We start from the raw sequence: 23,724 nt of genomic DNA, 5'->3' as shown, positions 1-23,724 counted from the left end.
GGAGCCTGGGCCCCGCGGGTGCATGGCACGCCGCCGGGCGGGGGCGTCAACTCGCAGTCGGGCGTGGGACGGTGTGCCCGGGGCGGGCGGCGCGGGCCGCGAGGGGGATCACGGCGAGCGCGAGCACTCCGCCGCAGACGGCCAACAGGCGGTAGCCGCCGCCCGCCACGACAAGGCCGGACACCATGCCGCCCGTGGCTCCGGCGAGGGACATCCCCACGTCGACAAGACCTTGCGTGGATGCACGTGCCTCGGCGGGCGCCGCCTCCGTGACCATCGCGGTGCCGCTGACGAGTGCCATGTTCCAGCCGATGCCGAGCAGCACAAGCGCGGCGCCGAGCAGGGCGGTTCCTGCCGCTCCGGCGGGCGGTGCGAGGGCGGCCAGGAGACCGGCGGCGAGCAATACGCCTCCCGAGGACACGGCCACCGGCAGGCTTCCGACCCGGTCCACCGCAAGACCGGTCAGGGGAGAGGGCAGGAACATGGCGCCCACGTGCAGGCCGATCACGACCCCGGCCATCTGTGTGCTGTGTCCGTGGTGGACCAGGTGCACCGGGGTCATCGTCATGATGGCGATCATCACGAGCTGCCCGCTGATCATCACGGCCGCTCCGGTGACGACCCCCATTGCGATGCGGCGGACGCGCGGCTCGCCCGCCTGTGGCCCGGCGGCGTCCTGGTGTTGCCTGCGGGCGAGCAGCAGCGGGTCGGGGCGCAGCCCGAGGGCGACGACGAGGGCGGCGGCCGTGTAGGCGACGGCGGCCAGCAGGAAGGGGCCGGTGAGGCGGGGCAGTCCGAGGGAATCGGCCAGGGTTCCGGTGGGGCCGACCAGGGCGGGCCCGGCCACCGCGCCGAGCGTGGTGGCCAGGAGCACGGTGCCGGTGGCGCGACCGCGCTTCTCGGGCGGCGCGAGGTCGGTTCCGGCGTACCGGGCGAGCAGGCCGGTGACCGTGCCGGCGCCGTACACGAAGAGGGCGAACAGGAGCAGGGGTACGGTGCGGGACCAGGCGGCGGCGATCACGCTGATGCTGCCCAGGGCGGCGGCCGTGTGCCCGAGGGCGAGCCCGGGGCGGCGTCCCCACCGCTCGGAGATCCGGCCGATGAGCAGCGCGCCGAGAGCTCCTCCCGCGGTGAACAGGGCCACGGGCAGTCCGGCGAGGCCGGTGGAGCCGAGGAGGTCCTGTGCGAGCAGCGCGCCGACGGTGATGCCCGCCGCCATTCCGGCGCCGCCCAGGGCCTGCGAGGCGACGAGCACGGTCAGGATGCGGCGTTGCACCTGGGGCCCGGTGAACTGCGGGGTGCGGGCCGCCGAGGTCACGCGGTGGGCCCGTCGGAGGGTTCCAGGGAGGAGATCTCAGCCAGGCTCATGTCCATCTCCTGGTGGAGGAAGCGGACGATGGTCCAGTGCGGGAGGGCGTCCTCGTCGAACGGGCCGAACGCGGCGGTGTAGAGCGGAATCCAGCGCAGGGCCTCCTCCGCCGCGGTCCGGCGTCCCTCGTCGGCCCTGCCGCCGCCCTGGTAGTCGGTGTAGGCGATGCTGCGGTGGTGGATGAAGTGCCCGCCGGGCAGGCGCTGTTCGCACAGCTCCTGGTATTCGCGGGTCTGCAGGATGAGGAAGTGCCAGATCTCGTCGATGTCCTGCTCCACCGGCAGGAACAGTCCGCCGAGGCGGTCGGGGTGGCGGGAGACCAGGTACAGATAGCGCAGACACTCGCGCACCTGGTGCTCGACATGCGTGCGGTGGTGTTGCGTCTTCGCGGTGAAATACCCGACGACCTCCCCGTGCAGCGCGCTGCCCAGGAGGTCTTCGGCGGTGGGGGCGGGATCTGCTGGCGTGGTCAAGGGGTGGGGTCCTGTTCGGGCGTGAGGGGACGGCGGAGGCGGAGGCGGACAGGAGGGGGCCGGCCGGTCCGGTGGGGGCGGCGGGGATGTGGCCTGTACGGCACCGGTCAGGAGGCACGCGTCAGCCAGACGTACTTGCCGGAGCGGCCGATCGGCAGGTTGGTCCGGTGCTCCAGGGTGCAGGGGCGGCCGGTGAGTTCACTGACGAGGCCTTCGAGGCGCGCGGTCCGCGCCGCGTCGAGCGGGGTGCCGTCGAAGGTCGAGTAGCGCAGGGTGGTGTCGCCGGACGTCTCGGACAGGCGCAGTTGGGCGAGGAAGACGCGGTCGGACGCGTCGTGGACGCGGGCGTCGAGGTCGGCCTGGGCGACGGGTCCGCCCGGCGCGTCGAGCAGTTCCTTCTCCCGGCCGCAGAAGGCCGCGATGCGCTCGGGGTCGGCGGAGCCGTCGTCGGTGCGCACGCAGTCGCCGGAGCGATAGCGCACGAGCGGCATGAAGGGGTTGCGCAGGCTGGTGACGATGAGGCAGTGGATGCCGCTGCCGGGGGTGACGGGGATGAGCTCGACGCTCATGTCGTCCAGGTGCGGCCGGTAGCGGCCGGTGTGGGGGTCGCTGGAGTAGAGGTAGCCCAGTTCGGTGCTGCCGAAGAGGTCGACGATGGGGCAGTCGAAGTGCCGGTGCAGCAGGGCGCGTACGTTCAGCGGGGTGTACTCGTAGGCGTGGACGATGCTGGCCGGCTGCGGGAACTCGTCCCACAGCCCCCAGGCGTCGACCTTCTGGACGAGGTGGGCGAGGTGGTACCCCGAGCAGTCCAGATGGTAGGTGCCGGTGGGGTGGGCCTCGCTGATTCCATGGATCTCGGCGAGCATGCGGCGGACCTCTGCTCCGTCCCAGTCGGCCGGGTCGAGGGTGCGGTTGAGGTAGAGCGTACGGTCGTCGAGCCAGCGCTCTCCCGGGGTGGCGCCCGGCTTCTTGGCGTTGACGCGGGCGACGTGCTCGGTGGCGAGCACGGTGGTCAGGGAGATGCGCTTGGCGCCCGCCTCCCAGGTGGCGCGCAGGTCGGGGTGTTCGCTCCACAGCCGGTAGTAGGAGCGGAGCAGGAAGTAGGGCGGCCGGATCAGCTGCATCCTGGCGTGGTTGGTGCCGGTCGACAGGACGTACTCCGCGTCGCCCGATTCCAGCGCCGCGGCGAGGCCGGGCGTCATCCAGTTGTCCGGGAAGCCACGGGCGATCTCGGTTTTCTCCAGGATGGGGAAGTCTCCCTGGGCGATGGACGCGCGGTAGAGGGGGATGTCCCGGACCCGGTCGATGACGTGTGGGCTGGGCAGCGGGCTCATGAGTTCTCCGTGGAGGGTGGCGGGTGGGGGCCGCCGCCGAGAGGGGACGGCGGCGGCCCCGGCGTGGCTGGGCGTGGGTCAGGAGATACAGCCGCTCTTGCCGGCGACGCTGATGCATCCGGCCTTCGGGGTGGCGCTGATGCAGCCGTCCTTGGCGCCCTGCGCCGAGTTGGCGGCCACCCACTTCGACCAGTTGGTGTCCTGGGTCATCTGCTTGATGAGCTTGTCCATGACGGACCTCCTCGAGTGCCTGGGATATGCGGTACGGGCAACGAAATGGATCTTCGTCGGACCACCGACCGAAGGTAAATACAAGGTCAAGCGCATGTCAATGGATAGTCAAGGCGGGTGGCTCGAAATGGATGCTCGTACCACGCGACCGAATCGGGACACGGCGAAGCAGCCATCGCGAGTGCCTCCCACACGGCCCCTCTCCTGCAACTTCGAGTTCAGCAGTGCGGTACTCCTGCGATCAGTCACGTCCCCCGTCGGATCGTTCTGCCGGATCGACGTGGCCTGACCCCCCGCCCGCGTCGCCCGCCCGCGCCGACCGCGCCGGCCGGGTGGACGGCCCTTGGGCAACACCCACGGCGCCGGGCAGCCGCGCGCTGGCCTGCGCGGCGGCGTCCCGGGCCGAAGCCGCGGCACTCACGCTCCCGCCCGGACCGGAGGTCAGGCGGACGGGCTCGATCCCGGCGTCGTTGTGCCGGGCCGCCCAACTCCCCAGCGTGGACCGGCAGGCGTGGTCGAGGTGGTGCAGGCCGGTGAGGTCCAGCTCGATCGGACGGTCCTTCGGCAGAGCCTCCAGCGTCTCCAGGATGCGCGGCAGCCGCAGGAAGGTGGCGCACCCCGTCAGGGCCACCGCCAGTCGGCCGCCGGTCAGTTCGCGTACGTCGACCTGGATGCGCGAGGTGTCCCAGGCCAACTTGGCCATCGCCATCACCAGGCCCAGCAGGACACCTTCGAAGAGGTTGGCCACCACGATCGCGACGGCGGTGGCACCCAGGATCACCGCTTCGCCTCGGTCCAGGCGCACGAGCTGGCGGATCTCTTTGACCGGAATGAGCTTGCAGCCCGCGTGCACGAGGACGCCCGCCAGGGCCGCGAGGGGGATGAAGCCGAGCGCCACGGGCAGCAGCGCCGCGAACAGCAGCAGCCAGGCGCCGTGCAGGATGCGTGAGAGCGCCGTGCGCGCGCCCGCCTGTACGTTGGCGGAGCTGCGTACGATCACGGCCGTCATGGGCAGTGCGCCGAGCATCCCGCACACGCTGTTGCCGACCCCCTGGGCCACCAACTCCTTGTCGTAGTGGGTCCGGGGGCCGCTGTGCATCCGGTCCACGGCCGCCGCGCTGAAGAGGGACTCGGCGGAGGCGATGAGCGTGAGGGCGACGACGGTCCCGATGACGGTCAGCCCGCCCAGCGCGGCCACATCATCCAGGCCCGGAACCTGAATGGTGTCCAACAGCCCGCGTACCGTCACGTTCACCACGTCCAGCCGGAACGCGGCGACCGTGCCGGTGGCGAGCGCGACGGCGGCCAGCGGCGCGGGCACCAGCCGCGCCCGCGCGGGCAGCCTGGGCCACAGAACGAGCACGGCGACGGTGCCCAGGCCCACGGCGGCGGAGGTCAGCGCACCGCCGTCCCGCAACACGTGGACGAGTAGGCCGGGCGCGTTGAGGACCTTGTCGAGGCCGGAGCGTGGCTGCTGCATCCCGGCCATGGTGTACAGCTGGCCGAAGATCAGAACGAGCCCGATGCCGGCCAGCATGCCCTGGACGACGGAGACGGAGATCGCGCGGAACCAGCGTCCGCAGCGCAACAGACCGAGCACGATCTGGAGCACGCCCGTGAGCAGCACGATCGCGCCGAGCATCCCGAGGCCGAATGTCTGCACCGCCTCGAAGACGAGCACGGTCAGTCCGGCCGCAGGGCCACTGACCTGCAGGGTGCTGCCGGGCAAGAAGCCCACGACCAGCCCGCCGACGATGCCGGTGACCAGACCGAGTTCGGCCGGGACGCCGGACGCCACGGCCACCCCGATGCACAGGGGCAGGGCCACGAGGAAGACGACGAGCGAGGCGAGCGCATCCTGGCGCAGGATGCCCGGTCTGCGTAACTCGCCGAAGGTGGCGCGCAGGTAGGAGTGAGTCGAAGGCATGAGTGAAGGTTCCTTTGTCGGCGTGAAGGAACGGGGCCAGTACGGGCAGGTCCACTGATGCCCAGGGAGCCGTCAATGGGGCGCTCAGTCAGGTCCGGTACGCCCGGACGGTGTGCGTGGCCCGGGGTGCAGGACTGTGCGGCACGGGCCGGCACACAGTGAGGGCCGTACGCCGCCCGGAGTGCCGCGTGAATGGGGCCGGTTGGCTGATGCCGGGGTGATCGCGAGCGCGATGGAGACCCCGCGGTCTTCCGTCGTGCGCGAGGGCAAGGCCATGTACGGCCCTGGCCGTGTCTGCCGTCGTGTGGAGACGAGCGGTGACTTCATGATGGCCTCCTGCTCCGGAGCGGCGTCGGGCGTCGGGCCTCGGGCGTCGGCGCGGTGTGGCCGGGACGGGTCGGTGAAGCACAGCACTGCGAAACTTGGGGCAAGGGAAAATCCGGGACGCGGTGCGACACGTCTCGATGGCGCCTACTTTGCCATCGCATTACCTGTAAACGACAGATTGAATTCTGGCCAAGGTTTGGGTAATAACCGTCGCTGACCTGCGTTTTGGTGAGCACGCAACAGGTTAAGACAGGATGCGTGACATTCTCCAGAACGGCTGGTTCTGGATTCCTCGAACGGCGTACGTATACCGGCGCCGTAGTAAGCGCGTCGGCGGTGCCGGCCCCATATGCAGGGCCGGGCGCGGGCGTTGATCTGGGATTGCGCTCCCGCCAGGTGCGGGGTGGACAGGCTGTCCGTGACGACGCAGATGCCCCTCGCGGGCGCGGGGTTGGCTGCTTCGATCTCCTGAGGATCTTTAGTGAACCGCGGCGCCGCGGTGGGCCGGCGCTGAGCCCAAGGCCTCCTCGCCGCCCTGCTGAGCGGCCCTTCTCGGCATAGTGTGTCGGGCCATGACCATGCTCATCATTGGCGCCAGCGGATTCCTCGGCAAAGAACTGGTACGCCAGGCGACAGCTTCCGGGCACGCCGTTGCCGCGACCTTCGTGAGGAACCCCGGTCGCCTCTCCGGGGCCAAGTGGCTGCCGCTTGACCTCCGTAACCGCGAAGAGATCGTCTCGGTGCTCGACGAAGTGGATCCAGGAGTTGTGATCAACGCGGCTTACCGGAAGGCCGACTGGGCGACAACCGCTGAGGGCGCCATCCGAGTAGCGATGGCCGCGGCCGACCGGGGAGCACGGCTGGTTCACGTATCCAGCGACGTGGTCTTCTCCGGGGCCCAGATCTACTACGGCGAAGCCGCTACACCGGATCCGATCAGTCCATATGGCGCCGCAAAGGCGGCTGCCGAGACCGCGATCCGCCTGCTGGCCCCCGCAGCCGTCATCGCCCGCACGTCGCTGATCATCGGCGATGGGAATTCCGAGCACGAGACGTTGGTGCATGAGTTGTCCGAAGGGCGCCGTGACGGGGCCCTGTTCACCGACGATGTCCGTTGCCCTGTGCATGTGGCGGACCTCGCCGCGGCGATCTTGGAACTCGCGTCCTCCGATCACGCCGGAATCCGTCACGTCGCAGGTCCAGACGCGGTCAGTCGTCACGAACTCGGCCTCCTGATCGCTCACCGTGATGGCCTAGACCCGGCCACTCTGCCTGCGGGGCGACGGGCAGACACAGGCGTCCCTGGGCCACTGGACGTGCGTCTGGACAGCAGCGAAACCCAGCACAGTCTCCGCACCAGGGTGCGCGGGGCTCGCGAATTCCTGTCAGGTGATCGTCGCCACTGAATGTGTGACTGATCCTCCGAGAACTCAGCGTCTGCCGCCCTGAGGCGCCGGCTGGCGTCCAGCCCGATCGCGCCGCACCGCGTCACGCCGTCGATGAAGTCTTGCAGCCGCAGCAGAGAGCCCGGTAGGCGCCCTGGACGGCGAATCCACCGAGCGAAAAGCCGGGTAAGGCGTTCGGAACCTTGATGCTGAGGTCAGCTGATCACGTCGTGAGGGTTCCTCTTCGACAAACATCATAAATATGTACGACCTGTTGGAAACCGCGTGTCCGTCGCCCGCCCCCACGGGCTGTCCGTCTTGCATGGCAGAAACAGCAGGAAGGGCCCATGGGCGCGACGAATGGAGATGGAAAATGCGCGACATCAGTCGCAGGGGAATGCTCGGCCTCGGAGTCGGCACTGCCGCCGCTTTGGGACTCGCTGGCTGCGGTACAGGCGGTGGCAGTGAATTATCCCGTCCCGCAGGGCGGGAGGAGGACGGACAGGTCGGCGACAAACACTCGGTGAAGCCGATCGGTGACGGTTCGACCGCGTACACGGGGAGGCAGCCGCATCAGCCGGTCGAACCCGTCCCCTTACAGCCGGGTGAGACGCCCCCGCAGTTCGTGATCTTTTCCTGGGACGGTGCGGGCGAGGTCGGCAACGGTCTCTTCCCGCGTTTCCTGAAGCTGGCCGAGGAACACGACGCGAAGATGACGTTCTTCCTCTCGGGGCTCTATCTCCTTCCCGAGTACAAGAAGCCGCTCTACAAGCCGCCGAACAACGCGGTCGGCGCCTCCGACATCGGATATCTCACCGACGGTCACATCAAGGAGACGCTGAAGTATGTCCGGCAGGCCTGGCTCGAAGGCCACGAGATCGGCACGCACTTCAACGGTCACTTCTGCACCGGAACCGGAAGCGTCGCCAAATGGACGCCCGCACAATGGCGGAGCGAAATCGATCAGGCTACCTCCTTCGTCAAGGAATGGCGCACGAACACCGGCTGGACCGATCTGCCGTCGCTGCCTTTCGATTACGACAAGGAACTCGTCGGCGGCCGCACCCCCTGCCTCCTCGGCCGGAACAATCTGCTGCCCGTCGCCCGCGAGCGGGGCTGGCGCTACGACGCCTCGTCCCCCGGCGGCCGTCAGCGCTGGCCGGAGAAACACCTCGGAGTGTGGGATCTACCGCTCCAGCAGATCCCGTTCCCCGGGCACCGCTTCGAGATTCTGTCGATGGACTACAACGTCATGGTCAACCAGTCGAAGTACTCGACGCGGGCACCCTCGTACAACTACCCCGGCTGGCGCACTCAGGCGACCCAGTCGTATCTCGCCGGTTTCCGGCGCGCGTACGAGACGAACCGTGCCCCCTTCTTCATCGGCAACCACTTCGAGGAGTGGAACGGCGGTATCTACATGGACGCTGTCGAGGAAGCCCTCAAAGGAATGGCCGGGCAGAAGGACGTACGCCTCGTCTCCTTCCGGCAGTTCGTCGACTGGCTCGATGTCCAGGACCCGGCCGTTCTCGCCCGGCTGCGCCGACTTGAGGTGGGACAGCGGCCGGCCGATGGATGGTAGGCATTCGGAGAGGCTCGCAGCTGTCGGCGCCAGGCCCACGAGCGGCCACTGCGGCTCTCCGGTCGGCGGAGTTTCCTGCGAGGCGAACTCAAGCTGGAACTCTCTCAGGAGAAGACGCTGATCACTCACGCCCGTACCCGGGCAGCGAGGTTCCGTGGCTACGAGGGCACGGTCCAGCACAACGACACGAAGAAGACCGGCCGTTACCGACGGGGCAACGGTCAAAGCCAAACGCGCGCCCTACCTCGCTTCGCGGAAAGCCCGCGAAGCGAAAGGACCTAGGCTGCACCGCCTGCCCAACCTGCCCGCGATGCCTGCCACGAGCGCACCCATGAAGCACAAGCGGCCAGAACTTTCACGCCGTGACCACTGGAGAGCCGGATGATCGGGAAACCATCAAGTCCGGTTCGGCGGGAGGCCGCGAGGATAGGAACCTGCTTCCGCGGACACCTCGCCTTGCGGCCGACCCAACCGCCTGGCTCGGCGGGCGCCGACGCCTGCACCGCCGCTACGAACACAAGGCTGATGGCTTCCCGGCCTCACCGCGATCGCGGCCACACTTATCAGCTGTCGCTGACTCCCCAAATGAACTGACCTGTTAAGAGGGATGCGAGACAGAGCGGTTCCACGGCCGTGCTGCCCCGGCCGCCGGCCCTGCCGAAACTGAGGCGGACTTCTGATCCAGGTTGCGCAGATCGAGGTCGGCGGCAACCAGCACGGGTGCACTACCAGTGCCTCAAGCCCGGCCTCGTCACTTCGGCCTCCCTCCTGCCCGAGACGCGAGGCCACCGACCTCGTCCGCGACCGCGTGCAGGTGCTGCGCGGCCACGGACACGGCCTGGGCCTCACCATCGCCCTCGGCAAGGCTCGGGTCATCGGCGCCCGCCTCACCCTGACGGACGCCGCCCCCAACGGAGCCATCGCGACCCTCGAACTGCCCCGCCAGGAGCGCTGGGCTTCTTGGCCGTGGCCTGTGGCCGATGCGATGCCGTGTCAGCATTGGCGCTCTGAGACCGCTTCGTACGTGTGTGGGTCACCTGCGGGGCGCAGCGTGCCCACGGCGGACGTGCAGTCTGCGACCGTGTGGGCCGATCGTGACCAGAACTCCTGCTGGTTGGTGTCATTCCATCGGCGTTCCGCGTGGAACCTGTCCTCGTTGTAGCTGTAGACGCGGACACTCACGGAATAGGGGTCGTCTCCGCGGAAGCTGTTCCACACCCACTGGTAGCCGTAGTTCTCCTGGCACTTTGTGGAGTAGAACTGTTTGACGGACGCGATGGTCGTCCCGCCGCGCTTGATGTGTCCTGTCGCACCGACCTGGACCGCGTCGTTACAGACTCCGGCAGCCTGCGCTGCCTTGCTGGCCGGATTACCGTCGGGCGAGGGGGTGTCCGTCCGCCCCGCCCTGGCCTGCGTGGCACCGTTCGCACTGTCGGCGGAGGCGGCTCCTGCTGACAGCAGGACCAGTGCACACATCGCGGCGGCGAGTGGCGCTTTAGTGAACCGAGTGGGTCGCATAGTGTTTTCCCTTCATGCGTGCAATACGTTAGATCTGCCGCCTGCTAACAAGCTGCCTGATTCCCTGGCGTTTCAAGCACTCGCCAGCATGACGCCTCCTGGAAGTTGGAAGCCGGAATTCCAAACGGGCAAGTACTGCAGCCCGAACGTCACAAGGAAGCGGAAGCGTCGCCAGGCCGAGCCTGCACCGCTGTGCTCGTTCTAGATCTCATCGGAACACATTCCCCTCTGTCGTTTCGCGGGTGTCGTTTTGTGGGGGTGTGGTTGAGGCGGGGGAGTGGTAGGGGCTATCCGGGGTGGGTCGGGATGGTGTGAGGACAGGTTCGTGTGGGTGCAGGCCTGCTGGTCTGGGGGTGTGTCGTGCTCGTTGAGAGTGCCTCGGTGTTTCCGCGGGGAAGCGGAACGCCCGGTATGACGGCGACGTGGGCTCCACGAACAGACCCTCCCCTGACGATCAACAACAAGTTGGTGAGGGCCCCCGCTCAAGCTGACGATGTGCCCCGCACCGGGAACTGTCGCGACGCCATTCAAACGGCACGCGGACGTAACCTCACCATCAAGCGGGAGGGCATCAACCGTGCGCATGCCCGGCTCCGGTTCCCCGTCGAGCCTGCTTTTGCCTGCCTCAAGCAATGGCGGATCCTCCGCCGAGCTCGCTCGCCGATCGCGGCCGGGGACCGGTAGCCAACCAGGACCGCGCTCGCCGTGATCGCCAGCATCACCACGACATGACGCATGGGGCGTGACCCGCGGGGATCGGGTATCCGTGCTCACCACTCCCGCAGCCCCCCCTGAAACAGCCCGAGGGGAAGACGCATCCGCGCGATATCTAAGTAGGACGACGGCTCCTCAGCGAGGCCACGCGTCCCCTTCTGATGGGAAGAAGGCGCCCGCTTCTTGAAGGTGCATGACACCGAAGGGACCGCGAGGCACTGAACAGGAAGGAATCTTTCAATGGCACGTGACATCGTATTCGATGGGGTGACAACTTCAACATCCACCTCAGTCGGGCGGCGGTCCTGGAACTCCAAAAGGAAACCGAATCGAAACTCTCCGAATTCAATAGCTGGCTGGAGGCGGCCGCACAGCCATTCCCGGACATAAATAGCGTCCTCGGTAGCATTAAGTGGGGTGTGGTCGGAGCGGCTTCCGAAATCATTGGAACTTCGAATGCGGATGCGACAGGACGGGTCAAGGTTGAGGGAACCCTGCCCACGGGACGTATCACCGGATGGGCTCCCGACGACCACTACTCAGGCTGAATATGCCGTCGGAAAAGGACCTCATTCAGAGGAACCTCGTCGGCGGTCCGGATGGCGCACGCGTTCGCCCTTGCGGGTCCGGCCGGCGACAGGGCCGCCTAGATCGCGCCCGCCCCATGACGATGCCCCGCAACCTAATCCCCGACCGGCGGTTAGCCAGCTATTTGGCTAGCTGCGTGCTGGACTCCCAGACCATCAAAACCTCCGCCAACGTGCACCTCGCCGACCAGGGCACCGACGCCGGGAAACGGATCATCAGCCGCAAGCGTCGCCTCGGCTGCGACACCGTGGGGCTGCTGCTGACCGTGCGGGTCACCGCGGCCAGCGTGTCCGGCACCGCGGCGGGCGGTGACGCTGCTGTCCCGCATCGCCTCCGCCCACCCGCGGGTGGCCAAGGCATGGGTGGACGCCGGCTACCGCACCACCGCCATCGACAAGGGTGCAGGCGATGTTGGTGAAGGCCAGGCAGTGAGTGGCTTGCCGCTCGTGGCGTCGGTGGGGTCGGCGGCAGCCGGTGAGCTGTTGCCTTGGGCCAGCTTCAGGCGCCGGACCCCGACGCATCGGTGAATTGGGCGAGGCGGGCCAGGGCTTCCTCGATTCTGGGGCTGTCGCCCGTGATGAGGTAGTCCTGAGTGAGCCCGGAGAGGGCCGCGGAGATGAGGGTGGCATCGATGCGTGCTGCCTGGGCTTCCTGGCCGTATGCCGTGAGCTGGTCAGTGATGAAGCCGATCCAGTCTTCGATCATGCGCGGGTGATGGCCGCTGATACGTCGGCTCGATAGCAGCCCGAAGATCTCGTAGTTGAGGCGGAGGAGCGGCAGTGCTTCCGGCCTGGTCTGCCAGTGCCAGAAGGCGAGCATGGCCGCGCCCGGCGAGCTCGGCGGCGCCTGGGACGTCCATGTCTGCAACGCCCTCCGTTCCTGTTGGTCAAGGTGGTCGAGGACGGCGGCGAGCAGGCCGCTCTTGTCTTTGAAGTGGTAGGTGAGCACGTAGGTGCTCTGTCCCAGTGCCTTGGCCAGCGGGCGCAGGGAGAGGCTGGCGATGCCGTGCTCGGTCAGGTGGGCGACGGCGGCATCCAGGAGTTCCGTACGGCGGTGGTCGGGGGCCTGGGGCATCGGGGGCCTTCTCTCTTCGTTTGCTCGGGACACCAGTATAGATTACGGTCGTTATTCATAACGACCGTCATCCATGTCCCGGGAGATTCCATGACACCTTCTTCGTCCCTGCGCGTATTCCTCGGCCGACACCGGCGGGCCGTCATCGCCGTACCGACAGCTCTGACGGTTCTCATCGCCGGCTGCTGGGCAGCGACGACAGTCCTCAGCCTCCCCTCCCCCTTCTCCCTCATCCGCCTGGCGGACACCCCGCCCTCGCAACAAGGCGCTCTCTTCCCGGCCCGCAACGTAGACGCGTCCACCAAACCGGCACCCGCGCAGAAGGCACTGCAAGCCCTGCCTGCCACCGTGGCGTGGAAGGACGGGCGCAAGGACACCCGGCAATTCCTGACGGACACCCACACCAACGCCTTCTTAGTCCTTCGCGACGGCCAGCTGACCCACGAGTGGTACCGCGACGGTGTCGACGCCCAGACCCGCCACGCCTCCTGGTCCACCGCCAAGTCTGTGATCTCCCTGCTGATCGGACAGTCCATCGCTGAAGGACGCCTGCACGAGGACGACCTCCTGGTGGACTTGCTGCCCGAACTCAAGAAGGGCGACGCCTACGACCGCATCAGCGTGCGGCACCTGCTGGACATGAGCAGCGGCATCGACGTGAGCGAGGAATACAGCCGCATACCCCTGTCCGGCACCCCCAGGATGTACCTCACTACCGACCTGCCGAACTTCATCAAGGACAACCGCACCCTGCGCTTCACCCCGGGCAGCGCCAGCGACTACCGCAGCGTGGACACCCAGCTCCTGGGCCAGATCCTGCACCGGGTGGAGGGCAAATCTGTGGCGGCGCTGCTCCAGGAGCGCCTCTGGCAGCCGATGGGCGCCGAAGCCGATGCCACCTGGAACCTGGACAGCGAGGGCGGCGTGGAGAAGTCCTTCTGCTGCCTGAACGCCACCGCTCGTGACTTCGCCAAGATAGGACAGCTCGTCCTCGACAACGGCCGGGCCGGCGACCGCCAGGTCGTCTCCAAGGCCTGGATCGACCGCCTGAGCGCCCCCGCGGCGACCATGGCCGACGGGTGGGGCTACTCCGCCCAGTGGTGGCATCCCAGCGGCGCAACGGGCGACTTCAGCGCGGTGGGCATCCACGGCCAGTACATCTACGTCAATCCGGCCAAGCGCACCGTGATCGTGAAACTCAGCGACCACGGCACACAGCAAGACGAGCAGGAAACCATCGACGCCATGCGGGACCTCTCCCAAAACTTGCACCACTGAAGCCCGTCCCCACCGGTCGGCCTGGCGCCGGGCAAGGGTGGGCTGTGAGGCCGCCGCTTCCCCGCCCTTAGATCCTCCAGGAGCGCAGCGCCTCGGCGACTGCGTAGACGTTCACACCGGTGTCCCGGACCTTCCGGATGAGATCTGACAGGGCACCATAGGGCGGGTCGATGCCTGCACCGGACTGGTCCATGTACTGGGCGGTGACGAACGCCGCGTAAAGAGCGTTACGGCGGGGGAGCGGCTCCAGTCGCACGATCGTGTGCAGGAGCGCGGCCGCACGCCAGGCGGCGTCGGGGTCCGATGCCTCAAGCGTCGGCATGCGGGTCTTGTGCCGCGCGACAGCGGCCACCAGTGCGGAGTAGTCGGTCACCGTCACGTCTTCGCCCCCGAGGGCGGCCTCCTGAACGTCGAGAAGCCAGGAGACGTCGATGTTCAGTTCCATCAGGCGGCTGCGGCCCCATCGCCACGCCGGGTTGGCGGGACCTCCTCGGGGAACGCTTCGTCGAACTCACCGCGGAGCTTGTCCGCCCAGGCGATGGCGCCGGCGACGAAGAGCTTGCGTTGCATCTCGCGAACGCCCAGATCGTGAAGATACTGCTTGAGGCTCTTGCCCTCGGCGGCGGCGGACGCCCGGACGCCTTCCATCTCGTCCTCGGAGAAAGACACATTCAGTGATGGCATGCCCTGCATGGTACCTGTTAGGTGCCATGTGCGCCAGGCCACCTCGCAGGCACTGTTGAACGCCTGGTCAGGGATGCTGCGGACGGGCGGCGGCAGGGCAGGAGCTCTTGCGCAGCGGCGCGGCGCACTGGCTGGGCGCTACGTGAGGGCGGCGGACAGAACTGCGCAGCCGGTGTGGGCCGGGCGCAGCGTTTTCCCGGACTGCGGCTTTGAAGGTTCTCCAAGGCTGCGGCTCCCGCCCCGCTGTCCCACGAACCGACTCCGGCCCTCCCTGCCGCCGCAGCCCGCCACATGGCTGGCGGGCCCACCCGTATTCACCTCGGTTTCTTACGCGTCAGGGTGCAGCTCTTGCAGTCCAGCCGCAGTCCGCGGACGTCGTAGATCAGCTCACACCACCGCTCGGACTTCGTGTCGACGCGTTCGCCGGAGGCTTCTGGATAGGCCACAGCCACGCCGTAGGCGAAGGCTTCGTCCTGGCCGGCCGTGGACGCAGGAGCACGATCTCCGAACGCCTGCTCGTCGCCGACGGTGCGGATGTGGGTAAGGCCCTTTGGCGGTAGCAGGCGTGCAGCGCCGTCGTTCGGCCGGTGTTGTTGCGGGGCCGACGTCTCCTGCGCCTCGCAGCGCTGCCGGTGGCGTCCCGTCGACAGTGCCGGACTGCCCTTTACCTGGGTGACACAAATCCGCGCGCTGCTGGATGCGCGGTCAAGATCGGCTGGATGAGGTCCCCTCCAAGGCTGGGGGTGTACGCGGCTCTCGCGTACACGGGCTGGGCAGAGGTGGTTCTTAGTGAATGCTGATCGGGCACGCGCTGCCGTAGCGGGGAAGCGGCCGCGGGGCGGCTGGGTCCGGGGCAGGTCGGTGTGCGTTTCGGCTGCGGTGCTGGCCGTGGTCGGGCTGGGCGGCTGGCTGGGACTGCCCGACGGCGACAACGAAACCGGCCGGGCGTCCAGGGCGGCGGCCGTCGCGGATCGCCTCAACCTGCCGTGGCCGCAGGAGGGGCAGACGAGCATCGCGGTGGCGGGCGTCGGCAGCCTGGGCAGCCGAGGCGGGCATAAGCCGGTGCCGATCGCCAGCGTCACCAAGGTGATGACGGCGTACGTGATCCTCAAGGACCATCCGCTCAAGGACGGGGAGAGCGGGCCGGGGATCACCGTGGACGAGACCGCCGCGCAGGAGTCCGGCTCGCTCAGCGAGTCGACCGTCCGGCTCACCGAGGGGCAGCGCCTGAGCCAGCACGAGCTCCTGGAGTTGCTGCTGCTTCCGTCCGCCAACAACGTCGCCCGGCTGCTGGCGCGCTGGGACGCGGGAAGCGAGGAGGCGTTCGTCGGGAAGATGAACCGAGCCGCGGCGGAACTGTCGATGACCGACACGACGTACACCGGGGCCAGCGGCATCGAATCCACCACCCGGAGCACGGCCGACGACCAGCTCAAGCTCGCCCGCCAGGCCATGAAGCAGCCGGTGCTGCGCACGGTGGTGGCCAAGCGCAGTGCCAAGGTGCCCGGTGTGAGCGGTCCGGTCACCAACACCAACCGGCTGCTGGACAAGCCCGGAGTGATCGGGCTCAAGACCGGTTCGAGTACTCCCGCCGGCGGCAACCTCATGTGGGCCGCCGAAGCAGTTCATGGTGCCAAGCGTCATCTCGTGCTCGGTGTCGTCCTGGGCCAGCGCGCCAACACCACGCCCGCTGAGGGCCTGGCGGCGGCCCTGGACAACAGCGGTGAGCTGATCGACGCGATACAGAAGAGCCTTCCCGCCGCCCTTGGCTCCACCGCAGGGCAATCATGACCACGCTGCGCGCCCACCGGGGTACCGACGCCGCGCCTGGCCCCGCGCCTTCGGACGACGAGGAAACCGGAACGGACCGGAACAGCGGCCGGCGGAGGAGCCGGTGGCACAGCAGGATCCTGAACGGCGGCACGGGCCGGTGGCGGCGCGGGCGGCTGATCGCCGTGGCGGCCGTACTGTCGGCACTGCTCATGCTCGCGCATTCTCGGATCCCCAACGCCTTCGGCAACGTGGGGAGCCTGGTCGAGACCTTCCTGCCCTGGCTGTGGGTGAGCGTGCCCGCGCTGCTGGTCCTGGCGCTGGCGCGGCGGTCCGCGATCGCCACGGTTGCGGTACTGCTCCCGGCCCTCGCATGGTGCTCCCTGTTCGCCGGCACACTCACCGACAAACGCTCCGGCGGCGGCGATGTGACCGTGGTCAGCCACAACGTCCACGACGAGAACCCCGACCCGCAAGGCACCGCCCGCGCCCTCAGCTCCTCGGGCGCCGACCTGATCGCCCTTGAGGAACTGACCCCGAGCTCCACCTCGGTCTATGAGCGCGTACTGGCCGCCGCCTACCCCCATCACGTGGCGCAGGGCTCGATCGGACTGTGGAGCAAGTACCCGCTGCATGATGTGAAACCGCTCGCGATCATGCCGTGGACCCGCGCCCTGCGGGCCACCGTCGACACCCCCAAGGGGCCCCTCGCCGTGTACGCCGCCCACCTCGCCTCGGTACGGGCACATCCGAGCACAGGCTTCGCCACCACCTGGCGTGACAAGACCGCCGGCAAGCTCGCCGCTGCCGTACGGGCCGAGCCACTGCCCCGCGTCCTGGTGGTGGGCGACTTCAACGGCACGACCGACGACAGGGCACTGCGCCCCCTCACCGCACAGCTGAAGTCCGCCCAGGCGACGGCAGGCGACGGGTTCGGGTTCAGCTGGCCCGCCGCGTTCCCGGTGGCCCGGATCGACCAGATCCTCAGCCGGGGCGTCACCCCGACGGCGTCCTGGACCCTGCCGCGCACCGGAAGCGACCACCTGCCCGTCGCCGCCTCCTTGCGATGGTGAGCGCGGGCAACCCGATACCGTCTTGCATAACCCGACGACAACCCTCAGGTGACGACACCATGCCACAGCACGACAGCAACCCGACAGGAAGTCACAGCGGGGGCCACGACGCCCCCCTACACTTACTGCTGGTCGAGGACGACGAAGCGATCCGCAGATCCGTCGGCATGGCCCTGGAACGCTACGGATACCGGGTGTCGGCGGCGCCCGACGGACTGACCGGCCTGGAGATGTTCCGTGAGGGCAAGCCCGACCTGCTGCTGCTCGATGTCATGCTGCCGCAGCTCGACGGCATCGGAGTGTGCTACAAGGTCCGTGAAACGAGCCAGGCCCCCATCTTGATGATGTCCGCGCGTGGGGACGCACTGGACGTGGTGGCCGGTCTCGAGGCGGGCGCCGACGACTACGTCGTCAAACCCGTCGACACCCCCGTTCTGGTGGCGCGCATCCGTACCCTGATGCGCAGAGCCGCCTATACCGCGCCCACCGACCCAGCCACTCAGCAACCGGCCGCCGACGACAACGTGCTGACCTTCCGAGATCTCCGGATCGACACCCGTGGGCTGGAAGTGCGCGCGGACGGACAGCCCCTCGCGCTCACCCCCACCGAACTGCGGCTGCTCCTTGAGTTCGTGTCCGCGCCCGGCATCGTCCTGGAACGGCAGACGCTGCTGCGCAAGGTATGGGACTACGGCTGGGAGGGTGACAGCCGGGTCGTCGACTTGGCGGTGCAGCGGCTGCGCAGGAAGATCGGCGCCGATCACATCGAGACCGTTCGCGGTTTCGGCTACAAGTTCCGGCGCTGAGATGACAGACCCGAGTGGCCCCGCCCCCACGACCAGCTCCCCGCCCGATCTGCCCGCTCAGACCGGCGCAGCCGGCGGCATCCGGATCGGACGCGGGCTGCGGCGCCTGGCCGACCCGAGATCCCTGCACTGGAGGATCACCGCTACGGTCGCCGCCGTGGCCTGCGCGATGGCGCTGGGCATCGGCATCCTGGTGCACCGGAGTAGCGAAACCCGCATGATGAGCATCGGCCGCGACAAGGCACTGACTGCACTGGAATCGGCCGAAGTCCACACGCGCGACGACCCGTCCGTGCGCGACGACCTGTCGGAGTTAGGTATCTATGTCGGCGAAGAGCTGCCGGACCCACTGAGGGAATTGCTTGCCTCTCGGCCCGGCCCCGTGACCTGGTACGACAACCGCGAACCGGAAAGAGACCCCGACATGTGGGCGGCGACCCGTGTCGAGGGGACCGAGCTGGCCGTCTCGGTCCCAATGATCATGGATGTGCTCAGCCTCAAGGCACTGGACCGGCACATGACATACGCCGCCGTCGCCATGCTCACCCTGGTCGTCCCTCTGACTGTCCTGTCCGCCGAGCTGGTGCTGCGCCGCCTGCGCCGCGTGGCGGGCACCGCCCGTCGCATTCGCCACGGCGAGCTCGACGCGCGCACCGCGAGCCGCCGCCACGACGAGATCGGCGAGATCTCCTCGGCCGTCGACCTCATGGCCGACGCTCTCCAGGAACGCCTGCACGATGAGCAGCGCTTCACCGCCGACGTCGCCCATGAACTGCGCACCCCCCTGGCCGGCCTCGTCACTTCGGCCTCCCTGCTGCCCGAGAGCGAGGCCACCGACCTCGTCCGCGACCGCGTGCAGGTGCTGCGCGCGCTGGTCGAGGACCTCCTGGAGATCTCCCGCCTCGATGCGGGAGCCGAACAGGCCAACGCCCAACAGGTGCCCCTGGGCGAGCTGGTGACGGAGTGCGTACGGCGCACCGGCCTCGACACACGGATCACCGTCATCGGGCACCCCCTCGCTGAGACCGACCCGCGCCGACTCGACCGCATCGTCACCAACCTGGTCCTCAACGCTCACCGCCACGGCGGCCCCCCGGTGGAGATCACCGTGGACACGACGACCATCGTCGTACGCGACCACGGCCCCGGATTTCCCCCGGGTCTCCTCGCCCACGGCCCACAGCGCTTTCGCACCGGCGCCGCCGAACGCGGCCACGGACACGGCCTGGGCCTCACCATCGCCCTCGGCCAGGCTCGGGTCATCGGCGCCCGCCTCACCCTGACGAACGCCGCCCCCAACGGAGCCATCGCGACCCTCGAACTGCCCCACTAGGAGCGCTGGCCCGCGGCCCAGTCCCCAGCTGTGCTGTCAGCCGGAGGGTGCACTGTTCGGCGGATCGAGGGAGGGAGCTCACTCTGGAGAGTGACGCAGCTGGATCTTGCAGAACCGGTTCAGCGAGGGTGAGGCGCTGCGCTGCCTCTTGCGAAGGAACCACGACGTGCCGAGATCAAGCCTGTTCTTCTCTCTGCTGGTTGTCCCACTGCTGACCCTGGGCGGGACCCCTGCCGCACCGGCCGCCGCCGCAGCTGCACCAGGCCACCCGCCGGCCGGTTGTCCACGAGTCGAGGTGGATGCCGATGCCAATACTGGATGGGTACAGACCGCGCACGTGTCTCTGCGTATTCGGGAGCACCCCACGACCCGCAGCCGCGTACTGGGCTCCCTGCCGCCCTGTACCGTCATCGCCGTCGACCGCAGCCAAGCGGGCCAGAGAGTCGGCAACACCCGTACCTGGTACGGGTTGGAGGGGCAACGAGGCTGGGTCAGCGGCGCCTACACACACACCCTGCGCCCGGTACTCACCGGTTGAGACGGGGTGGGTCTGGTGGGTATGCGGGGTGAGTCGTCCGGGTGCCGGGCGGGCCTGATGTAGGGGACACCTGCAGGGAGTTGATCTGAGCGGAGTGTGTTCGCGATCCTGGCCGAGCACAGGGAGGCTCTGTTCCCGGCGGGGAGGTCTACGGACATGTATCCCTCATCCCACGGGCGCCTGAGCCATCCGCTACAGGTGCTGTCCACGGTGGTGATACCACAGATCCCACTTCCGCCGCCGGCTGTATGGATCCTGTGTGGCCGCCGCCGGCGGGGCCAGCGAAGTCCCGGGCGGCCACGAGACCGCCGGAACAGAATCCGGGGAACGAGCCGCGAACGCGGTCGGCACCCTGGCCCTGGTCGCAGGCCAAGACGTCGAGCCCGCCGACGAACCGACGGCAGCGACGGACCCTGGAGCACCGCCCCGGACGGCGCCCTGCCCACCGACGAGCCCAAGGCCCCGGCACATCCACAAGACCACTCACCAACGGGTGGATGTTTCGGCGGCCGCCGACCAGGCTTCGGCGGCGGCACGAGCGCCGCCAACACGGCCCATTCAGTGTCGGGCAGATCCGTCGGATACCCGAGCCACGGCACGGCCATCTCGGCCTTCACCCACGCGAGGACTACCAACTCACCTGCCTTGAACGGGGCTTCTCAGACGCACCAATCCCAACGTGAACCGGCCGGACTGGACCATGTCCTGTAGGTGTCCCTCCACGCTGGCGTCGGAGCGAAAGCCCAAGTAGGAGATGTACAGGCACGCGTACCTCTCACGTCGGCAGGCGGCTCGCCACTGTTCGGAGGCCAGATACTCCATACACTCGCCCCCCGGCATGGAGAGAGTGACCCAGCCGTCTTCGGACAGGCGGAAGTGGGTCTTGCCCCGGAGCCGACGGGTCAGGGAGCCGGGGGTGGGGTCCAGTCCGAGCGCGGTTGCCACGCGAGGCATGATGCTGCCGCTCTCCCGCGGGCCGCAGTGAGCCAGCAGGGCGTACGAGCGCACCCCCTGTCCTGGCACCATCGCGGTCCAGCCCGCCATGGCTATGTCTCCGAAGCCGCTGACCAGACTGGTGATCTTGACGGTGTCCATGGCGTCAGGCCTTCCTCTGGACAGCAGCCCTGAGAGCAGGCCAAAGGGCGAAGATGTGCCGGGTGAGGGGCCCGGTGGTCATGCCGATTTGGCGTACACCAGCCGCAGCGAGGCCTGGTGGCCTTCGGGCAGTGGGTCGGCGGCCATGCCATGCCCTCACAAGGTCGTGCCTGGAGGGAGGGGACCACTCAGCAGTCAGTTGGCCGGGCGTCTGCCTCCTCGCCCGTTCCTTCAGGGCGGGGTCCAGTTGACGACTGTGTGGTGCCGCCCCGGGGGCACCTCCTGGCGGGCAGCGCCGTAGCGGCGGAGTTTGTCGATCTGCGGGCGCTCTCAGTCGCAGTGGTCAGGCGGGAGGGCACTCGTTGGCACAGGTCAGCCACCTGCGGGTGGTTGCCCTCGCTTCGTCCGCCTGTTCCGGCGTGACAAGACCTTCCACGTCCGGGAGACGCCCCAGGAGGTCGTGTATCTGTTTGCGCTCGTCCGCGCTGACGACCCAGACCGACGACGTTGAGGAACCGTCATCATGCCAGTCCAGCACACTCAGCGTGTGGCGCCGATCGGTCATCATGTCTCTCCTCTTCTTCGCACTGGCTCTGTCGCCGGACCCGACATCAATGACGCGGAACGCAGGTCCGCGCGCATTCGACCCGCCAGAGAGTTTCAGAGCCTTGCGACGGTGGTGGCCTGTGGACCCCTCGGGCTGGAGACGGTCTCGAACTCAACCCTCTCTCCATCCTCCAGGGAGCGATAACCGTCTCCCTGGATGGCCGAGTAGTGAACGAACACATCGGGTTCTCCGGCGTCCGGCCGGATGAACCCGAACCCTTTCTGGGCGTTGAACCATTTGACGGTCCCTTTGGCCATGGCCCCTCCTGAGGCTGAGGCGGCGCCCCACTGGTTACCTGTGGGGTGTCGGTAGGCTGCACTGCGGTAAAGAGCGACTCATCGTCCGCAAGTACTGATGCCTCTCTATATGTTCTTGCCCGGCGATCTGCCCTCGCGGCAGGGGGACGATTCAATGTCTTGGTACTCATGCGGTGTCACTGGTCAGGTCAGGGACCGATCTGATTTCAGCGGGTCGGCGGAGGGGCGGGCAGGGGCCTTACGAAGACCGGTGGCGATGCTGGGACGTCTGGCAGAGCCAGGGTGCCGATCGCGACACTGCCGAGAGCGGCTCTGCTTTCCGGTGCGCGCCCGGTGCAGATCTTCGCCCCGCGCACTCCCCGCACAGTTCTACTGCGGTCCGTGTTGGGTGGCGTGCTGGGGTGCTCGGCCCCGCCTACCCCGTACCGCATGACCCAACGGTCAGGGGTTTACGACGGATTTGATCCAGGAATCCTTGGCAGACACGTTGGTGTACACGGTGGGGTCCACGCCCGTTGTGCCTCCGCTGCCGGAGGTAGCACCGACCAGCGTCCACCCGCCCTTGGTCTTCACCAGAGCAGGGCCGCCGGAGTCCATGTTGGCCGGCCCGCGGCCGTTGACAGAGGCGATGCAAAGCTCCTTGCCCGGCACGAGCCCGGAATCCGCACAGGTCCTGTCCGCCAGTCGCTTGGTGTCGAGTTCCCTCAGATCCTTCGGCCAGCAAGAGGCCGCATTCTTGCTGCAGGTCAGCCCCCACCCAAGGATGCGCATGCCGGTTCCCGGCTTGGGGGCATGGGAGGCGATCTGGACGGGCGTGGCGCGAGCGGGTTTCTTCAGCTGCAACAGAGCGATGTCGCCGCCGTAGGCCCCGTCGGGGTGCGCCACGGCGCGTTTCACCCCGATCAGTTCACCGCCCTTGTCCACCTGGGGAGAACCGATCCTCACCTTCCACGCACTGACCTTGCCACCGCGCACGCAGTGTCCGGCCGTGACCATCCACTGCTTGGCGATGAGAGCGGCACCGCATACATGCCCGTCCGGGCGTGGGGAATCGGGCCGCTGCAATGACCCCATGAAGGGGTACGCCTCCGAGGCCTTGTCGCCGTTGACGATGGCATGCGCCGCCGGGGCCGCAGGGAAGGCTATTGCCGCTGATGCCAGAAGAGCGAACAGAGTCCCGCGCTTGATCAACATGAGGTCAGCCTGCGCACCGTTTGCATCCGCCGTATGCACATAGGCGATCACCTGCGTATCAACCCAGCTTCGATCACCCGTGCAACCTGCTGGTCCCGCTGCCCGCCCAACCGCTCACTCAGCATCCGCGGCCAGGCGTCAGCGCCGCCTGATTGAGCAGAGCTGAGAACTCTCCGCGGCGGCGCCATTGCAGCAGGTCCGGTGCGTCCGCAGCTCTGCTGCAGTCCCAACTCGCCTACATCGCACCGGACTTTGGCGGATGTGTATTCGCTGCCGCGATCCGAGTGTGTGCAATGCGTCCGGACACGAGAGCGGCCCTTGTCCGGCCTCGTCAACGAGTGCCGACGACGACGGTAGACGGTCCGGAGGACGCGTTCGCGCATGAGGCGGGCGACGCGTTTGCGGTTCACGCGCCGTCCCAGGCACAAGCGCGCGATCGCACCCCGTTTGGACTCCGCGGCGTGCCGCAGAGCAGCTGCTCTCCGGGCTTACCCGATTGTAGGAGTTGGAGGCTGAACAGGACGGCTCGTACTCGCGAACACGCCCCCTCTTCGCGCTCCTCGCTGC

The 23,724-nt window shown here is 68.1% G+C and carries 21 protein-coding genes; 8 read left to right on the top strand and 13 right to left on the bottom strand.

The genetic code is table 11. The features are described 5' to 3' along the window. Window positions 1-46 precede the first annotated feature (46 nt). The 5 genes from E5671_RS00740 to E5671_RS00725 all read right to left on the bottom strand — a co-directional run bounded on the left by E5671_RS00740 (window position 47) and on the right by E5671_RS00725 (window position 5,334). The gene (locus E5671_RS00740; protein ID WP_336605612.1) at window positions 47-1,318 is read right to left on the bottom strand and encodes an MFS transporter; all 1,272 of its coding nucleotides are present in this window, start codon (window positions 1,316-1,318) and stop codon (window positions 47-49) included. Continuing rightward, window positions 1,315-1,842, bottom strand: a complete 528-nt coding sequence (locus E5671_RS00735; RefSeq protein WP_160501892.1) for a hypothetical protein — start codon at window positions 1,840-1,842, stop codon at window positions 1,315-1,317. The genes E5671_RS00740 and E5671_RS00735 overlap by 4 nt, the downstream gene beginning before the upstream one ends. 107 nt (window positions 1,843-1,949) lie before the next feature. Continuing rightward, window positions 1,950-3,176, bottom strand: a complete 1,227-nt coding sequence (locus E5671_RS00730; protein WP_160501891.1) for a hypothetical protein — start codon at window positions 3,174-3,176, stop codon at window positions 1,950-1,952. Window positions 3,177-3,254: 78 nt separating this feature from the next. After that, window positions 3,255-3,407 (bottom strand): hypothetical protein, encoded by a 153-nt coding sequence (locus tag E5671_RS45195; RefSeq protein WP_202120919.1) that lies wholly within the window; start codon window positions 3,405-3,407, stop codon window positions 3,255-3,257. 241 nt (window positions 3,408-3,648) lie between these two features. Continuing rightward, window positions 3,649-5,334, bottom strand: a complete 1,686-nt coding sequence (locus E5671_RS00725) for a SulP family inorganic anion transporter (protein WP_160501890.1) — start codon at window positions 5,332-5,334, stop codon at window positions 3,649-3,651. 899 nt (window positions 5,335-6,233) lie between these two features. Here E5671_RS00725 and E5671_RS00720 point away from each other — a divergent pair. Then, window positions 6,234-7,067, top strand: a complete 834-nt coding sequence (locus tag E5671_RS00720; RefSeq protein ID WP_160501889.1) for an SDR family oxidoreductase — start codon at window positions 6,234-6,236, stop codon at window positions 7,065-7,067. Window positions 7,068-7,419: 352 nt separating this feature from the next. Then, on the top strand, window positions 7,420-8,628 hold the full coding sequence (locus E5671_RS00715; protein WP_160501888.1) for a hypothetical protein: 1,209 nt from the start codon (window positions 7,420-7,422) through the stop codon (window positions 8,626-8,628). A 993-nt stretch (window positions 8,629-9,621) separates the two neighbouring features. On the opposite strand, the gene E5671_RS00710 is transcribed toward E5671_RS00715, so the two are convergent. Together E5671_RS00710 and E5671_RS00705 are read right to left on the bottom strand one after the other, a co-directional pair. Further along, window positions 9,622-10,104 (bottom strand): hypothetical protein, encoded by a 483-nt coding sequence (locus tag E5671_RS00710; RefSeq protein ID WP_160501887.1) that lies wholly within the window; start codon window positions 10,102-10,104, stop codon window positions 9,622-9,624. Between the two features lie 1,842 nt (window positions 10,105-11,946). After that, entirely contained in the window at window positions 11,947-12,522 is a 576-nt protein-coding gene (locus tag E5671_RS00705; protein WP_160501886.1) for a TetR/AcrR family transcriptional regulator, read from the bottom strand. Window positions 12,523-12,612: 90 nt separating this feature from the next. Between E5671_RS00705 and E5671_RS00700 the strand changes: the two genes are divergently transcribed. Next, window positions 12,613-13,800: a serine hydrolase domain-containing protein gene (locus E5671_RS00700; protein ID WP_160501885.1), complete on the top strand. Its 1,188-nt coding sequence runs from the start codon at window positions 12,613-12,615 to the stop codon at window positions 13,798-13,800. 67 nt (window positions 13,801-13,867) lie between these two features. Here the strand turns inward: E5671_RS00700 and E5671_RS00695 are convergent, their stop codons facing one another. The 3 genes from E5671_RS00695 to E5671_RS46840 form a co-directional block, all read right to left on the bottom strand. Next, the gene (locus E5671_RS00695; RefSeq protein ID WP_202120917.1) at window positions 13,868-14,245 is read right to left on the bottom strand and encodes a toxin Doc; all 378 of its coding nucleotides are present in this window, start codon (window positions 14,243-14,245) and stop codon (window positions 13,868-13,870) included. Further along, window positions 14,245-14,484 (bottom strand): hypothetical protein, encoded by a 240-nt coding sequence (locus E5671_RS00690; RefSeq protein WP_160501884.1) that lies wholly within the window; start codon window positions 14,482-14,484, stop codon window positions 14,245-14,247. Before E5671_RS00690 ends, E5671_RS00695 begins: the two co-directional genes overlap by 1 nt. 314 nt (window positions 14,485-14,798) lie before the next feature. Continuing rightward, window positions 14,799-14,930, bottom strand: a complete 132-nt coding sequence (locus tag E5671_RS46840) for a hypothetical protein (RefSeq protein WP_272902794.1) — start codon at window positions 14,928-14,930, stop codon at window positions 14,799-14,801. 442 nt (window positions 14,931-15,372) lie between these two features. Here E5671_RS46840 and E5671_RS00680 point away from each other — a divergent pair, with 442 nt between their 5' ends. The 5 genes from E5671_RS00680 to E5671_RS00660 all read left to right on the top strand — a co-directional run bounded on the left by E5671_RS00680 (window position 15,373) and on the right by E5671_RS00660 (window position 20,004). After that, a complete protein-coding gene (locus E5671_RS00680; RefSeq protein WP_443032533.1) occupies window positions 15,373-16,275 on the top strand; it encodes a D-alanyl-D-alanine carboxypeptidase family protein in 903 nt (300 codons plus the stop codon). After that, the gene (locus E5671_RS00675) at window positions 16,272-17,327 is read left to right on the top strand and encodes an endonuclease/exonuclease/phosphatase family protein (protein ID WP_160501882.1); all 1,056 of its coding nucleotides are present in this window, start codon (window positions 16,272-16,274) and stop codon (window positions 17,325-17,327) included. The genes E5671_RS00680 and E5671_RS00675 overlap by 4 nt, the downstream gene beginning before the upstream one ends. Window positions 17,328-17,386: 59 nt before the next feature. Then, on the top strand, window positions 17,387-18,133 hold the full coding sequence (cseB, locus tag E5671_RS00670; RefSeq protein ID WP_160501881.1) for a two-component system response regulator CseB: 747 nt from the start codon (window positions 17,387-17,389) through the stop codon (window positions 18,131-18,133). A gap of 1 nt (window position 18,134) precedes the next feature. After that, window positions 18,135-19,466 carry a sensor histidine kinase gene (locus tag E5671_RS00665; protein ID WP_160501880.1) on the top strand — a complete coding sequence of 444 codons (1,332 nt, stop codon included), beginning with the start codon at window positions 18,135-18,137 and terminating at the stop codon, window positions 19,464-19,466. A 337-nt stretch (window positions 19,467-19,803) separates the two neighbouring features. Next, window positions 19,804-20,004, top strand: coding sequence for an SH3 domain-containing protein (locus tag E5671_RS00660; RefSeq protein WP_160501879.1), 201 nt, complete (start codon window positions 19,804-19,806; stop codon window positions 20,002-20,004). A gap of 636 nt (window positions 20,005-20,640) precedes the next feature. On the opposite strand, the gene E5671_RS00655 is transcribed toward E5671_RS00660, so the two are convergent. The 3 genes from E5671_RS00655 to E5671_RS00645 form a co-directional block, all read right to left on the bottom strand. Further along, on the bottom strand, window positions 20,641-21,099 hold the full coding sequence (locus tag E5671_RS00655) for a hypothetical protein (RefSeq protein ID WP_160501878.1): 459 nt from the start codon (window positions 21,097-21,099) through the stop codon (window positions 20,641-20,643). 660 nt (window positions 21,100-21,759) lie between these two features. Beyond that, window positions 21,760-21,963: a cold-shock protein gene (locus E5671_RS00650; RefSeq protein WP_160501877.1), complete on the bottom strand. Its 204-nt coding sequence runs from the start codon at window positions 21,961-21,963 to the stop codon at window positions 21,760-21,762. Between the two features lie 441 nt (window positions 21,964-22,404). After that, a complete protein-coding gene (locus E5671_RS00645; RefSeq protein ID WP_160501876.1) occupies window positions 22,405-23,208 on the bottom strand; it encodes a trypsin-like serine protease in 804 nt (267 codons plus the stop codon). Window positions 23,209-23,724 lie beyond the last annotated feature (516 nt).

It is taken from the genome of Streptomyces sp. BA2 (genome assembly GCF_009769735.1).
Classification (GTDB): Bacteria; Actinomycetota; Actinomycetes; order Streptomycetales; family Streptomycetaceae; genus Streptomyces.
Note: the sequence above shows the minus strand (reverse complement) of the source record. Positions and strands in the feature narration are given on the sequence as shown.

What these genes read in the sequence shown, in the direction of transcription:
- E5671_RS00730 (WP_160501891.1), bottom strand. Translation starts at nt 3,176, where the DNA reads ATGAGCCCGCTGCCCAGCCCACACGTCATCGACCGGGTCCGGGACATC.
- E5671_RS45195 (WP_202120919.1), bottom strand. Translation starts at nt 3,407, where the DNA reads ATGGACAAGCTCATCAAGCAGATGACCCAGGACACCAACTGGTCGAAG.
- E5671_RS00725 (WP_160501890.1), bottom strand. Translation starts at nt 5,334, where the DNA reads ATGCCTTCGACTCACTCCTACCTGCGCGCCACCTTCGGCGAGTTACGC.
- E5671_RS00720 (WP_160501889.1), top strand. Translation starts at nt 6,234, where the DNA reads ATGACCATGCTCATCATTGGCGCCAGCGGATTCCTCGGCAAAGAACTG.
- E5671_RS00715 (WP_160501888.1), top strand. Translation starts at nt 7,420, where the DNA reads ATGCGCGACATCAGTCGCAGGGGAATGCTCGGCCTCGGAGTCGGCACT.
- E5671_RS00710 (WP_160501887.1), bottom strand. Translation starts at nt 10,104, where the DNA reads ATGTGTGCACTGGTCCTGCTGTCAGCAGGAGCCGCCTCCGCCGACAGT.
- E5671_RS00705 (WP_160501886.1), bottom strand. Translation starts at nt 12,522, where the DNA reads ATGCCCCAGGCCCCCGACCACCGCCGTACGGAACTCCTGGATGCCGCC.
- E5671_RS00700 (WP_160501885.1), top strand. Translation starts at nt 12,613, where the DNA reads ATGACACCTTCTTCGTCCCTGCGCGTATTCCTCGGCCGACACCGGCGG.
- E5671_RS00695 (WP_202120917.1), bottom strand. Translation starts at nt 14,245, where the DNA reads ATGGAACTGAACATCGACGTCTCCTGGCTTCTCGACGTTCAGGAGGCC.
- E5671_RS00690 (WP_160501884.1), bottom strand. Translation starts at nt 14,484, where the DNA reads ATGCCATCACTGAATGTGTCTTTCTCCGAGGACGAGATGGAAGGCGTC.
- E5671_RS00675 (WP_160501882.1), top strand. Translation starts at nt 16,272, where the DNA reads ATGACCACGCTGCGCGCCCACCGGGGTACCGACGCCGCGCCTGGCCCC.
- cseB (WP_160501881.1), top strand. Translation starts at nt 17,387, where the DNA reads ATGCCACAGCACGACAGCAACCCGACAGGAAGTCACAGCGGGGGCCAC.
- E5671_RS00665 (WP_160501880.1), top strand. Translation starts at nt 18,135, where the DNA reads ATGACAGACCCGAGTGGCCCCGCCCCCACGACCAGCTCCCCGCCCGAT.
- E5671_RS00655 (WP_160501878.1), bottom strand. Translation starts at nt 21,099, where the DNA reads ATGGACACCGTCAAGATCACCAGTCTGGTCAGCGGCTTCGGAGACATA.
- E5671_RS00650 (WP_160501877.1), bottom strand. Translation starts at nt 21,963, where the DNA reads ATGGCCAAAGGGACCGTCAAATGGTTCAACGCCCAGAAAGGGTTCGGG.